Raw genomic sequence first — 13,618 nt, 5'->3', positions numbered from 1 at the left:
ACTTTATTTGATTAACAGTGTTAAATACATAAATTCGTAATAAGCAGAATGTCAACAATAATAGCCATAAACGACAAAATTGGTTTCTACGAAAGAATTCTTTTAGGACTTTTTTCAGAAATGCAATTAGGGTCGTTAGAGTTAATTCTGCCGAGCGGACAAGAATTAAAATTTGGGAATGGTGAAAATTCTATTTGCGCTAGAATCGAAATAAAAAATTCGAATTTCTTTAAACGTTGTGTTTTATACGGTGATATTGGTTTTGGAGAATCATATGTAGATGGTGATTGGGAAACACCCAACATTCAAAACGTAATTAAATGGTTTCTTTTGAATATCGAAAACACACCTGGTATTTCAGGAAGTTTGCACAATAATTTTTTCATAAATGTTCTAAAATTTTTCAATAAAATCTATCACTCAAAAAAAACAAACAGCATTGGTGGTTCTAAGAAAAATATTTCAGAACACTACGACCTCAACAATACTTTTTTCTCCTTATTTCTTGATCCAACAATGACCTACTCCTCCGCATACTTCAAAGAGGAAAATATGACTTTGGAAGAAGCACAGTTAGCGAAGTACGATCGTTTATGCAGACAATTAAATTTAAAACCGAGTGACCATGTTCTTGAAATCGGTAGCGGTTGGGGCGGAAATGCAATTTACATTGCAAAAACTTATGGCTGTAAAGTTACTAGCTTAACAATCTCTGAAGAACAGCACAAACTCGCTAACGAAAGAATTATTAAAGAAAATTTATCTGATAAAGTTTCTGTTATTTTAAAAGATTACCGTTTGATGGAAGGGAAATTTGACAAGCTTGTTTCTATTGAAATGCTGGAAGCTGTCGGTGCCGAATTTTATAACGAGTATTTTAAAAAATGTAGCGATTTACTTAAAAAAGATGGCATATTCGCCATACAAGTCATTACATGTCCCGACAGCCGTTTCGAGCATTTAAAGAATGGCGTAGACTGGATTCAAAAACATATTTTTCCTGGTTCTTTATTACCTTCTGTAACAGCCATTAATAAAGCCATTAACGAAGTGTGTGATTTGACTCTGGTAGACTTAAAAGACTTAGGTTTAGATTACGCTCATACTTTAAAAATCTGGCAACAAGAATTTTCTAAAAATATTGAAGAGATTAAGAAGTTAGGTTTCGATGATTATTTTATTCGCAAATGGAATTATTATTTTTCATACTGCGAAGCCGCCTTTGCTATGAGAAACATCCATGTGATGCAATTAGTTTATACCAGACCGAATAACGTTGGTCGTTAGTCGAAAGTCAATAGTTGATAGCCTATAGTTGAAAGGATGCAGATTTATCGCTTTAAATCAAAAAAAATTTCATACTCATTTGAAGCGAAGCTTCAAACTCTATGTACTCTTTATTTCTTAAATATGATTGCTCAACTCTATGCAACCTATGTACCTATGTGGTTAATTTTACTAAGTCGACGGCTTCGGCTCCTTAAATCTTGTAAAAATCAACGAGGCTAAAAAGCACAACACAAACCCTAAAACACCATTCAATCGAATTCCTAGATCATTGCCAACATCTTTGCCGTAAATAAGCAGCATTGCGAATAAAGCGATACCAAAGGTCTGAGCGATTTTCACAAAAAAGTAACGTACCGCAAAATAGATGGCCTCTTTATTTTCTTTGGTTTCTAAACTATCTTTTGCAATGATTTCAGCTAAGATGGCATTTGGTAATATGTTTAGGGAAGCTAAAGGAATTGCAGCAAATGCTATAAGCGAATAGATTTGTATGAGTGGCCGAAAATCTGTCCTTCCTAAAAAGAAAACTCCTAAAAAAACTAATGAAAGTAGCCCTAGCGACACAATTACGATTCGTTTTTTTCCAATTCTTTTTGCAAGATAATTTACGATCGGATAAAAAATAAAAGAAACTAATACCATTGTAATCATTAATTTATTTCCAACACTTTCTTGCAAAGGAAGCAGCACTGTCACAAAATACATTAAGCCTGAAGTTATAATGGTTACTGCGATAAAATAAGAGAAATCTGCAACAATGAATAACAAGAAATTTTTGTTTCTAAGCGTTTGTAAAAGCGCGCTCTTTAAAGGAACGGCACTCGGAACGCTGACAGAATGTTTTTTTTCATTAATTACCAAAACTGTTATTAGCATTAAAACTCCGGCTAGTAAAGTCATTACAACTACACTTATTTGCAGCGCCGAAATCCGTTGTGTGATTTGAAAAGACGTTTGTAAAAGATTTGTCAAATTAAAAACATTGGAAGAAATACCAATTCCCATAACGTATCCCAGCGATTGAAAAGTTGACATGCGTACTTTGTCTTCTGCTGTTGGCGCCAATTCGGGAAGTAACGCATTGTAAGGGATAATGTATGTTGTTGATGAAACATAAAAACCAATGAGTGCAAAAGCAAGCCACACAATGTTTAAATTACTTTCTTCGGGTTTTAATGGATAAAAAATTAGACAACAAAAAATAATTGAAGGTACAATTGCCCATTTCATCATTGGAATTCTACGTCCTTTCGGATTTTTACTGCGGTCGCTAAACTGTGCTATAAAAGGGTCTACAATAGCATCTACCAGCCTACCACTTGCGGTAACAATAGCGATCACATTAAAAAAACCGAAAATAACAACCTGCGTAATTAATTTTGGTAGACCGCTGCTTTCGGGGGGCAAATACAAATACACCAAGATCACGCTGATTAGATTGATCATAATGCTCCAACCCATCATTCCGAAACCATAGAGAATTTGCTTGCCAAATGGGAGTTTTTGGATGTTCATTCTATATTTTTATTCCGATAACTAAAACATCATCCACTTGTTCGTGACTGCCTTTCCATTTCTCAAAAGTCGTTTCAAGAATATTCATTTGTTCATTCATACATTTATCCTGAACACCTACCAAGGTTTCTTTAAAACGTTTGTACATGAATTTTTTATCATCTTCGCCACCAAACTGATCGGCGTAACCATCTGTAAACAAATAAATCGCATCGTTTTTTTCTAATTTAAAAACCTGATTTGTAAAGGGTTTCGCTTTAGATTCGAGTGAAGCTGTTATCGGCTGTTTATCGGCCTTTAAAACAATTAATTCATTATTTCGAACAATGTAAATCGGGTTATTAGCGCCGGCGTACTCAAGAACCTTGTCGCTTAAATCAATACTCACCAATGAAATATCCATTCCGTCTCTTAGCTTCACATCTCCCGCATTTTTATTCAGACCCTTTTTAAGATTCTTATCTAAAAAATCTAGTGCCTCAGCGGGTGAACTTATTTCAGTATTATCGAGCGTTTGATTTAATAAATTGTTCCCTATAATACTCATAAACGCACCCGGCACACCGTGTCCCGTGCAATCTATCGCCGCAACAACTAATATATGGGAGTCGCCTTGATACGGTGTTCCTCTTGGAGCTACGGTTCTATTTCTAATATCGTATTTATCGAACCAGTAAAAATCCCCACTCACAACATCGCGCGGTTTAAATAAAATAAAAGAATCCGGCACGTATTCTTGTAGTTTTTCTTTTTCTATAAGTATTGATCTTTGAATACGTTTTGAATATTCGATACTATCTCTTATATCCTGACTTTTGGCGTCAATTTCTTTTCGCTGCGCAGTAATTTCACGCTCCATTTTTAAACGTTCACGAATATCGCGTGCGTAGATTACGATGGCTGGTCTGCCAGCGTACGGTGCCACTTTTGCCGAACATTCCACTGGAATAATTTCATTTGATTTAGTCACAAAAGGAATGTCAGTATAAATAAGACCGCCTTTCTCCCAAACATCAGCAACCATTTTTGAACTCTTATCAAGGAATTCTTTTGGTTGAAGATCGAATAGAGTATGGCTCTCCAACTCATCCTTACCGTACTCCAACAATTTAGAAGCACTTGGATTACTTTGACGAATCCTTCCATCAACAATGTCGACAACAAGAATAGCGTCGTTAGCTTGTTCAATAATACTTTGATAATTGTCGAGTTCTTTCTTTAAAGTGTCTATTGATTTTTCAACACCCGTCAGATTTTTACTTTTAATTTCAGCAAGAGTTGCCGTATCGTTTTCAGCTTCTAAAACTTTACTCCTCACGTAATATTGATCGAGTTGATCAACAATTGGAAATATAAGCGAAGGATTTAAAAACTCTCCTACTTTATCTGGCCGTGAAACGTAACGAACAATTCCACTTTTATCAATAAGGAAGGATGCTGGCAAAGGAATACCTTCGTCATACTTTTCAGCAAAAGCATTATCATACTCTTTTAACTGCACACCGTAAATCATGGCTGTACGTTGACCTTCATCAGATAATACTTTAAAATCTAATCCTAATTTCTCAACCATTCCGCGATTTACACCAACAGGATCAGGGCCAATGGCCATAACCAAAATATTTTTCGATTTGAATTTTTCGTTATTCTTTTCGTAAGTGCGTAACATCATGTGGCAGCCTGGACACCAGTCCCCACGCACAAAAATGAGTAATATGTGACGCTTATCTTTTAAATCAGATAACTTTACGGTATTTCCATCTTGATCAGGTAATTCAAAATCATTCGCAGCCTTTCCAAGCTGAACGCGGTAACCACCACGTGCTTCTTTAAGCAATTGATTTTTATCTTTAATTGTTCCCCAAGTGAAAACTAAATCAAAAATAATAATCGGTAAAGGAAAGAGATATCCTTTCCAATCGTGATTGTACATGATATTTGAAATGATGTATAAACCAACAGCGAAAACAAGTGTTATCGGTTCAAACCAAATATAGGAGGTGTATGAAAATATGCGAAAGAAGGCAATGCGCATAGTTGCTACAACTGCTAATAATAAAAGAGAAATAGTTGTTAATGGAAAATTTTCATTTGGCAGATCCATGCATAAGCCCAACACTAATGTCGAAACCAAAATAGTTATGAATTGGTATTTACTCGTGTAAACTGGGAGGTCTTTTATTGCCGCAAAAAAAGCAATTAAACTCAACACCATAGGTGTAACTACAAAACCCGAAAGAAGACAAGCTATGGCTGCAAGATTAAATAAAACTGCCAAGGTTGTAGCTTTGTGAATTTTCTCCATAACTAATCTCAAATATAAGAAAATGCATTCATTCTATTTTCTCCGCATTGATTTGAAAATAGTGAACTGACTAAATTTTACAAATAAAAAAATCCCCTTCAACTTCCGTTAAAGAGGATTTTTAAAAGCTACTTAATTATTTAAAAATACTTAAGGGTAAACACAAAACGAATTGGAAGCTCCTGATAATGATCCATCCGGACATTTTGCAAAAACCTTAACCAAATAGTTCTGTGGGGGACTACCCGAACCTTCATATGGTCCAAATAAATTAAAAGTGTGCGATGTGCCATTTTGAACATCAATATTAGTTACATCTGATATCGACAAAGTTCCTCCTGGAGTACATCCATCTTTAATAATTTGCACGACATACCCAAATGCACCGGTCACACCTGTCCATGTTACAACCTTCGTTGCTTCATCATAATCTGCGACAGGAGCCTCTAAATTGCACACTTTATCTTCACAATTAAAATTACAAAAACGCTGTCCTACGCATGAAGTACCACAGTCATTTGTTACCGTATGCGAGACATAGTAACAAGGTCCCTCAAGATCATAACTGAAATTATTTTGATCGCCAAAAATAGTAAACCCATCAGAACTTACAACCTGTGTAAGAGGGTCTGTTTTATAAATACTCCAAGCATGAGTACCACTTGTTAAGCTTTGGCCAATTAATGAAGAGCCCGTTTGATTTAAAGAAAAAGAAGCATTAGGACTATTATTACAACAAGTAAAAGAAAAATCTTTAAAAACATTAAAAGTACCGCATTGTCCGTTTACTATTACGTTTACTCTATAGTTAACCCCTGGTTGAAAGACATAAAACAATTGATTTTCAAATATTTTTTTTATACTTACACCATTTGGAGTGCCAATTATATCGTTTGTAATGGCTTCCTGACTGTAAATTCCACCAGTCTCTTTTTGTAATTCTAATTTATAATTACCCGGAATAGAACCCCAAGCATTCACAAACACATCCTCATCGATACAAAACACATCTTTTTTGTTGCCGTCCTTATCGTTTAAATAAATGTCTGCGTGGGCACATGTATTAATAGTAAGATCACCTTCGATCTGCAAGCCTGAAGTTTGAGAATCATAATTGTTATCCCAAACCCTAATGTAAATAGTATTCTGACCTTGTGTCAGCAAGCCACCAGTATTTATAATCAAATTTAAATTTCCGAATGTATTCGGATACGGTACGCTAAGACTATGAACAACTGTGTTATTAATCCAAATACTAACTAAACCGTATCGCGCCTGCGAACAAGTAATTTTTAAAACTGTTTGTTGTACGTCGCATGAAAAAAGGTTAAAAGTCGTACAATAATAATAAACACCCTGTGGGGTTTGCGAAACATCAAAACCACCCCCTCCTGGATCTAAATAAGGTGAGAGCCAACCACTATTATGACATAAACCGGGATACGCCGTTACACTACCACCATTTAAATAGGTTCCGTTTCCTATCTTTACCTTTTGGTAAATACAAGTTGCTGGGTGTGCGCCGGGACTATTGGCTGGTGAAACCTCCCAGGTGTCATCAAAAGATCCCATAGGTATTTGAGTCTGGGTACCATCATCAATCCCTGTTCTTAAATCAATAACGTAAGTTTGGGCTAAAAACTTTGTACTCAAAAATACTAAAGCAGCTAATACAACATAGATTAATCTTTTTTTCATGATTTCTAATTTTAGATTTTTTAAACTGTTTTATTCTACTATTAGTTTTTTGTTAGTGATTTTATTATCCGCCGTGACAATTCTAACCAGATATATTCCCTTATTCAGATTTTCTGTACTCCAGTTTAAACTTGATCTCCTTTCGTTTGTTTTTATGTTGTTAAACGTTTTCACCATACGCCCCATTCTGTCGAAAACAGTTACGCCAAACTCTACATCTTCCATAACACTTACATCAATCGATACTTTTCCCTGAGTAGGATTAGGATACAATGTAACACCGGGGCCTTCCGCATCAATCAAACTGAGCCCCACAGGTTGCTGCATTCTATTACCAGCCTCTCCTCCAACACAAATTGTACTCGGGCGTGATCTTGTTCCGTCGGCACACACGGCATATACTTTTATTAGATAACAAGACGCAATAGGATGTAAATCACCATTACCTCCAAGATTAGAAAGATTAATCACATAAGGAATTTCATTATTTTGAACAATAAAACTATGAAACTGAGATGTGGATAAAGGCTCTTCTGGTGAGCCACAGCAACCATTTTCAGTTACTTCTACAATGTATTTAATAGCACCCGTAACTGGCGACCAAGTTAATTCGTTACTATATGAATTATAATTTAAAGCATAAGGTACTCCTAAGATACAATCACCGGTTTCGCAGGATAGTTTGCAGCTACTTTGACTCACACAAGATTCCCCACAGTCATTTATTACTTTGTGTGTTACATAATAACACATTTCACTTTCGGGCGGAACATCCATAATAAACGAAGAAACATCATTTATTTCATTAGTAAGGGTATAAGGGCCTGTATTTGCATTGGGCGTACTGTAAACTTTCCAGTCGTGAGTGCCTCTAGCGTTACTATTCATATGTAACTTCGAATCTACATCAAGGTATAGCTTAAAAGAAGCGTCTGCACTATTACTGCAACATTTATATTTAAACTCCTTAGTTGTTTGAATTGTTTTTGTTGGGTCGCATGGATCTTCAGTTGTTAGCTTTATTTTGTATGTACCAGTAGTGTTTAATGCGAAAAAATTAGCTGGTATTAAGCTGCTAAACTCCTCAGTTATATTAAGCCAATATGGCTTTTTGTTCGAGATTTTTTGTGCCAAATGATTATTCACAGTACCATCATCATAATATAAATCAAATATAAAATTGCTGCCCGAAACATTTGAGCCTTCAAAAAAAACATCTTCTTCAATACAAAATTCGTTTTTCTCATTACCATTATTGTCCGTAAGTCCATAGTAGAATAGGGTTAAATTACCTTCGATTTCTATGCCCGACGTCCCAGATCGTGCGTCAACATTACCAGTACAGTCAGCTGTCATAGCCCAAATATAAATAGTGTTTAATCCTTGGTTGATCTCACTAGTTGGTATGGAAAAAGAAGTATTATATCTGGAAGATACACCGTAGTTATAAGGAGCACTAAACACCCCCATGTCACCATGAAAATGACCATTAATTATTAAACCCCAAATAACCGAAGATCTTACTAATCTAAAGTTAAAAATGGCAGACTTAATGATCTGGTTAGCTGTCGTGCAGTGATCGGAACTAGCCTGGCAAGGAGTATAGTTAAATGTCATCTTGTACAAAAAATCTCCAGAAATGGTTCCAATAGCATTTCCAGTCGAAGGGTTTATGTTAGGAGATATAAACCTTGACCCTGAGTTTATAGGGCATGTAATTGGACTTGCATGACAAAGGTTATATTCAAGGATACCTGAAGTAACAAACACATTTTGAAATGTTGAAGGGATCGGAGGAAGGGAGAGTGCCCATGGAATAAAAATAGTTTGAGGTAGTATTGGCGGGCTCACGTACCACTTATTGTCGTAAGATCCTGGTACTTTTGGCTGACCTGCGTTATCAATACCTGTACTAAGATCTATTACGACTTGAGCAACCGCTTTTTGGCTGTTAAAAGAGAAGGCAACAGCTAACAAATAACTAAATATTCTTTTCATGATTTTTATTATTAAAGTGAATTATTGAATTTACTTTGGTACAATAATAAGCCGATCAGGTAGGAATAAAATAAGTCGAGGACAAAATGACGTTTTAAGTTTACAAGTGGTAGTGTTTAATTATTCCGCTTCATAAAAAATCCCCTTCAACTTTCGTTAAAGGGGATTTTTAATTTATACTATTATTGAATTACTTCACTTCTTCAAAGTCAACATCGGTTACATTTTCGGTGTTACCACCTTCTGCTTTAGCACCACCTGCATTTTGATCAGGATTCGCTCCTGCTTCAGGATTTGCTTGTTGTGCTTTGTACATATCTTCGCTAGCCGCAGACCATGCTGCGTTTAACGCTTCTAGAGAAGTAGTTATTTTCGCAACATCTTTAGCACCATGAGCAGTTTTTAATTCAGCTAAAGCAGCTTCAATAGTTGTTTTTTTCTCAGCAGGGATTTTATCTCCGTATTCTTTCAATTGTTTTTCTGATTGAAAGATGCTTGTATCTGCCTCGTTTAATTTTTCAACTTCTTCTTTTGCTTTTTTATCTGCGTCTGCATTTACTTCTGCTTCACGTTTCATGCGATCGATTTCTTCCTGACTCAATCCACTCTTCGCTTCAATACGAATGTTGTGAGACTTACCGGTTGCTTTATCTTTTGCACTTACGTTTAAAATCCCGTTAGCATCAATATCTAAGGTTACTTCAATTTGCGGAACACCGCGTTGTGCTGGTGGAATACCATCTAAATTAAATTCACCTAACTTACGGTTATCTTTTGCCATTGGACGCTCACCTTGGTAAACAACAATCTGTACAGAAGGTTGGTTATCGGCAGCAGTACTAAAATCTTGCGATTTTTTTGTTGGAATAGTTGTATTCGACTCAATTAATTTAGTGAACACACCACCCATAGTTTCAATACCAAGAGACAATGGAGTAACATCTAATAATAATACATCTTTTACTTCACCAGTTAATACACCACCTTGAATAGCTGCACCTAAAGCAACTACCTCATCAGGATTAACACTTTTGTTAGGAGCTTTTCCAAAAAACTTCTCAACCGCAGCTTGAATAGCAGGGATACGAGTAGAACCCCCCACTAAAATTACTTCATTGATATCTTTTGCTTCTAATCCTGCATTTTTAAGAGCAGATTTACAAGGAGCAATGGTACGTTGAATTAAACTATCAGCTAATTGCTCAAATTTTGCACGCGTTAAAGTTTTAACTAAGTGTTTTGGCATACCGTTAACCGGCATGATATAAGGTAAATTAATCTCAGTACTTGTTGAACTTGATAACTCCACTTTTGCTTTTTCAGCACCTTCTTTCAAACGTTGCAATGCCATAGCATCTTTACGAAGATCTAAACCTTCTTCTTTTTGAAATTCATCTGCTAACCAATCAATGATTACCTGATCAAAATCATCACCACCTAAGTGAGTATCACCATCTGTTGATTTTACTTCAAACACGCCATCACCTAATTCTAAAACAGAAACGTCATGTGTACCACCACCACAGTCAAATACAACAATTTTCATGTCGTGATTCTTTTTGTCCATACCATAAGCAAGGGCAGCAGCTGTTGGTTCGTTAATAATACGTTTTACTTTTAATCCAGCAATTTCACCAGCTTCTTTTGTAGCCTGACGTTGAGCATCGTTAAAGTACGCAGGAACTGTAATAACAGCTTCTGTAACTTCCATACCTAAATAATCTTCAGCTGTCTTTTTCATTTTTTGCAAAATGATTGCAGAAACCTCTTGAGGTGTATATTTGCGGTCATCAATCTGAACACGCGGGGTATTATTATCTCCTTTAACTACTGAATAAGGTACGCGACTTACTTCACCGCTCACTTCATCATACGTATGTCCCATAAAACGCTTAATTGAATAAACCGTTTTTTTAGGATTTGTGATTGCTTGACGTTTTGCCGGATCACCTACTTTACGTTCTCCACCTTCAACAAAAGCAACTACCGAAGGTGTGGTGCGTTTTCCTTCGTTGTTGGCAATAACCACAGGTTCGTTACCTTCCATAACTGAAACGCAGCTATTTGTGGTTCCCAAATCTATTCCTATTATTTTTCCCATTTTATTTTGTATTTTATATTACTTATTAATTTCTACAAAGCAATACTCAATAAATATGCCAAAAGGACTATTAAATAAAATTATGACAGACTGTCATTTTTGCACTGGAAAACAGGGTTAATTTGACTCGAAATCGCAATTTAACTAATTAAATGTCAGGTTAATTGCAACCTATTAGATTAAGCTGCGAATCGTAAAATTTGTAATTACAAGTATTTGAATTGCTTGAAAAACTATTGACATATACTGTTGATGGATTTTTCGACAAAGTAAAAGTGGTACGAAATGTGAAAATACCGAGCGCATTTCCGTCCTTAAAATTAGAATAAAGAGGTTTATTCTGATTTATGCTCAAAGAGGGTAAAGAATATTGTAAATAATCTTGATATTCTTGAGTTGTACTATTAATGATATACTCTATTTTATACATCTTTCTCCCTTCAATATCCTTGTCTAATTTCAGTTTAGATAAAGCCAAACCTAACCCTGAGTATACATCAGCGCCCGTAAAAGGAAATTGAATGTCTTGATTTGCCATTTTTTTCATATTAAGTGATGGAAAATCAACAAATCGATTCACACGAGAGGTATTATAAAGCGAATCATAAAAATGGAACCGTACGGTAACTTTATAAATGGTTCCTTCATTTGGAGTAAAACGGATGTTGTATTTTTGATTTGTCTTTGAATAATCAATATAATAAGCTGGAGGTATAGTGTCTGCGTATGGGTAGAATGGCGGACTAAATAAACTTGAAGTCTGTGATTGAGAAATTTGCCCAATTGCGGTAGTTGTAGCAGTGAAAATATTTCCTGTGTTGTTATTTTTTACTGTAAGTGTATATGTGCCAGATATTTCGAGCTTAAAATCTTTTGGGCTTACGTAAACCCGCTGACTTGTGCTAAATGCTCCATCTTGCGTAGTTACCATCGACTCACCAAAAACTATAGGAACTTCGGGCTTAGTTGAGTGATTTAACGAAACCGTAATTTCATTTGGTTGATAATTTACTGAGTCCGCAATCTTTGCAACGTCATTCGCATCGGTTTCACTTAAAAATACTTTATTAACTCGTATCATCTGAACTTCTTCATTGGGATTTAACACAGCGTAAATACTTGGATATTCTTTATAAGGTGCGTTCAATTTAAGGTCGTTTTTACATCCGTAAAACGTCAACGCTAAAAAACCGATAAGAAAGCTAATTTTTAGTAGTCTCATAATTGCTCGTCAAAGATAATGCTATTTATGAAGTATTAAAGTTCTTTTAGTTTAAGGTGCAGATTTTTATATAAAGTACCATATCCCTTGTATAAGTGGTCAAAAAACGTGCGTTCGTGAAACACGGAAATAAACAACCCCTTTACTTTTTTAATTTCTTTCGCTATTGTTAGCATTTCTGTGTATGCTGCTTCCGCAGAAGTGTTTTTGTATACTGTGTAAACACCGTCCATCATACAAAATGGCACAAATAAAAGCTTAGAGTTACTTTGTTCAACTTCAAAATCATAATAATAAAAAGGGTGAGAAGTACCCGCGCGAAAACCGGGACTTGATGCAAAACCCATAGTAAAATCAGTATCAAAACCATTTTCGATCAATTGTTTAGGTGTTGTGCGAATATTAAATCGTAAATAATGTTGGCGTGAAAGTGTTATCTTTTCTTCAACTTTCTCGGTGAGTTTGTTTTTTTCAGAAATCAATAAATCTTTATTCACCGATGAATGATACGATGGATGTAAACCAATTAAAGCGTAATTCTTTTTCAAACTTTGAAAAACAGATTGGTAACAAGATGTTTCTGGGTTCACCGTTCTGTCATATTTGGTGCCTGTTCTGAAAAGAAAAAAATAAATAAGCGGTATTTTACTTTCAAAACAAAAATTAGAAACATCCTCATAGATATCAAAAGGATCTTTTTTTCTTCCGGATATAACTAAAATTCTTTCTTTCAAATTTTTGAAATCCAATTTTAACATATCCTTTATACCTGCGCCAATTGTCCTAATTAATCCTTTCGCACGATAAGCATATAAATTATCTACATCTATGGTACTAATTATTTTAAATGTCTTTGCGGGTAAATTAAGTGTGGGATAAAAATCTTTCAAACTTTCCGTTAGCTCGGTTATCCAACTATCCACTACAGGTTTTAAATGAAATTTATTTTGAAAAAGCAATGAAGCATCGGCTTCAAAACGTCCATGTACATCCGGTTTAAAATCCTGCCATTCTTCGTAACGTGAAATAAAATAAAACACCGCAGAAAAAACATCGTAAGAAAAAACGTTTTCGATATTGTTTTCATAAAAATAAATCATTTCATTTTTAAAAGAAGGGATTGGCTTTATTGGAGTAATGGCTATTTCATTTAGTAAACCCTGCGGGATTAATTGAAATGCACCTTCTATTTTTTGATGAGAATAATTTATCTTAAAATGTTTTGATGTTTTAAATTCTAAAACATCAGAAGTTATTTTATAATTTGATTTTAAAAAATGATTAAAAATAAAACCGCATGTATAGCTAAATCTTTTTGTAGGTTGCTCAGCGTAGATAATAAAAAGACTGTCCGCCTCTTCGACATTCAAATCTAATAAGGTTTTTAAATAAGGGTTACTGAGCATTGCATAAAGATAATTTTTTTAGGAAGAATTAGAAAACAAAAAAGGCCATCCGAAGTGGACGGCCTTTCTATTAAAAAGAACAA

The 13,618-nt window shown here is 35.1% G+C and carries 8 protein-coding genes; 1 reads left to right on the top strand and 7 read right to left on the bottom strand.

What is annotated here, in order from left to right; translation table 11 throughout:
* The first annotated feature begins 48 nt into the window (after nucleotides 1-48).
* Nucleotides 49-1,287: a class I SAM-dependent methyltransferase gene (locus P2086_RS09155; RefSeq protein ID WP_317900148.1), complete on the top strand. Its 1,239-nt coding sequence runs from the start codon at nucleotides 49-51 to the stop codon at nucleotides 1,285-1,287.
* Nucleotides 1,288-1,458: 171 nt separating this feature from the next.
* Here P2086_RS09155 and P2086_RS09150 read toward each other — a convergent pair whose 3' ends face one another.
* The 7 genes from P2086_RS09150 to P2086_RS09120 form a co-directional block, all read right to left on the bottom strand.
* A complete protein-coding gene (locus P2086_RS09150; protein WP_317900147.1) occupies nucleotides 1,459-2,805 on the bottom strand; it encodes an MFS transporter in 1,347 nt (448 codons plus the stop codon).
* 1 nt (nucleotide 2,806) lies between these two features.
* A complete protein-coding gene (locus P2086_RS09145) occupies nucleotides 2,807-5,110 on the bottom strand; it encodes a redoxin domain-containing protein (RefSeq protein WP_317900146.1) in 2,304 nt (767 codons plus the stop codon).
* 150 nt (nucleotides 5,111-5,260) lie between these two features.
* Complete coding sequence (locus P2086_RS09140) at nucleotides 5,261-6,808, bottom strand: beta galactosidase jelly roll domain-containing protein (RefSeq protein WP_317900145.1); 1,548 nt, start codon at nucleotides 6,806-6,808, stop codon at nucleotides 5,261-5,263.
* Between the two features lie 30 nt (nucleotides 6,809-6,838).
* Complete coding sequence (locus P2086_RS09135) at nucleotides 6,839-8,806, bottom strand: T9SS type A sorting domain-containing protein (RefSeq protein WP_317900144.1); 1,968 nt, start codon at nucleotides 8,804-8,806, stop codon at nucleotides 6,839-6,841.
* 190 nt (nucleotides 8,807-8,996) lie between these two features.
* Nucleotides 8,997-10,907, bottom strand: a complete 1,911-nt coding sequence (gene dnaK, locus P2086_RS09130) for a molecular chaperone DnaK (RefSeq protein WP_317900143.1) — start codon at nucleotides 10,905-10,907, stop codon at nucleotides 8,997-8,999.
* Between the two features lie 160 nt (nucleotides 10,908-11,067).
* Nucleotides 11,068-12,129: a hypothetical protein gene (locus P2086_RS09125; protein ID WP_317900142.1), complete on the bottom strand. Its 1,062-nt coding sequence runs from the start codon at nucleotides 12,127-12,129 to the stop codon at nucleotides 11,068-11,070.
* Nucleotides 12,130-12,164: 35 nt separating this feature from the next.
* Nucleotides 12,165-13,535, bottom strand: a complete 1,371-nt coding sequence (locus tag P2086_RS09120; RefSeq protein WP_317900141.1) for a DUF7033 domain-containing protein — start codon at nucleotides 13,533-13,535, stop codon at nucleotides 12,165-12,167.
* Between the last annotated feature and the right edge of the window lie 83 nt (nucleotides 13,536-13,618).

Origin of the sequence: Aurantibacillus circumpalustris (assembly GCF_029625215.1) — a bacterium.
Classification (GTDB): Bacteria; Bacteroidota; Bacteroidia; order B-17B0; family Aurantibacillaceae; genus Aurantibacillus; species Aurantibacillus circumpalustris.
Note: the sequence above shows the minus strand (reverse complement) of the source record. Positions and strands in the feature narration are given on the sequence as shown.

Coding starts and splice junctions, on each gene's coding strand:
- P2086_RS09155 (WP_317900148.1), top strand. CDS start 49: ATGTCAACAATAATAGCCATAAACGACAAAATTGGTTTCTACGAAAGA.
- P2086_RS09150 (WP_317900147.1), bottom strand. CDS start 2,805: ATGAACATCCAAAAACTCCCATTTGGCAAGCAAATTCTCTATGGTTTC.
- P2086_RS09145 (WP_317900146.1), bottom strand. CDS start 5,110: ATGGAGAAAATTCACAAAGCTACAACCTTGGCAGTTTTATTTAATCTT.
- P2086_RS09140 (WP_317900145.1), bottom strand. CDS start 6,808: ATGAAAAAAAGATTAATCTATGTTGTATTAGCTGCTTTAGTATTTTTG.
- P2086_RS09135 (WP_317900144.1), bottom strand. CDS start 8,806: ATGAAAAGAATATTTAGTTATTTGTTAGCTGTTGCCTTCTCTTTTAAC.
- dnaK (WP_317900143.1), bottom strand. CDS start 10,907: ATGGGAAAAATAATAGGAATAGATTTGGGAACCACAAATAGCTGCGTT.
- P2086_RS09125 (WP_317900142.1), bottom strand. CDS start 12,129: ATGAGACTACTAAAAATTAGCTTTCTTATCGGTTTTTTAGCGTTGACG.
- P2086_RS09120 (WP_317900141.1), bottom strand. CDS start 13,535: ATGCTCAGTAACCCTTATTTAAAAACCTTATTAGATTTGAATGTCGAA.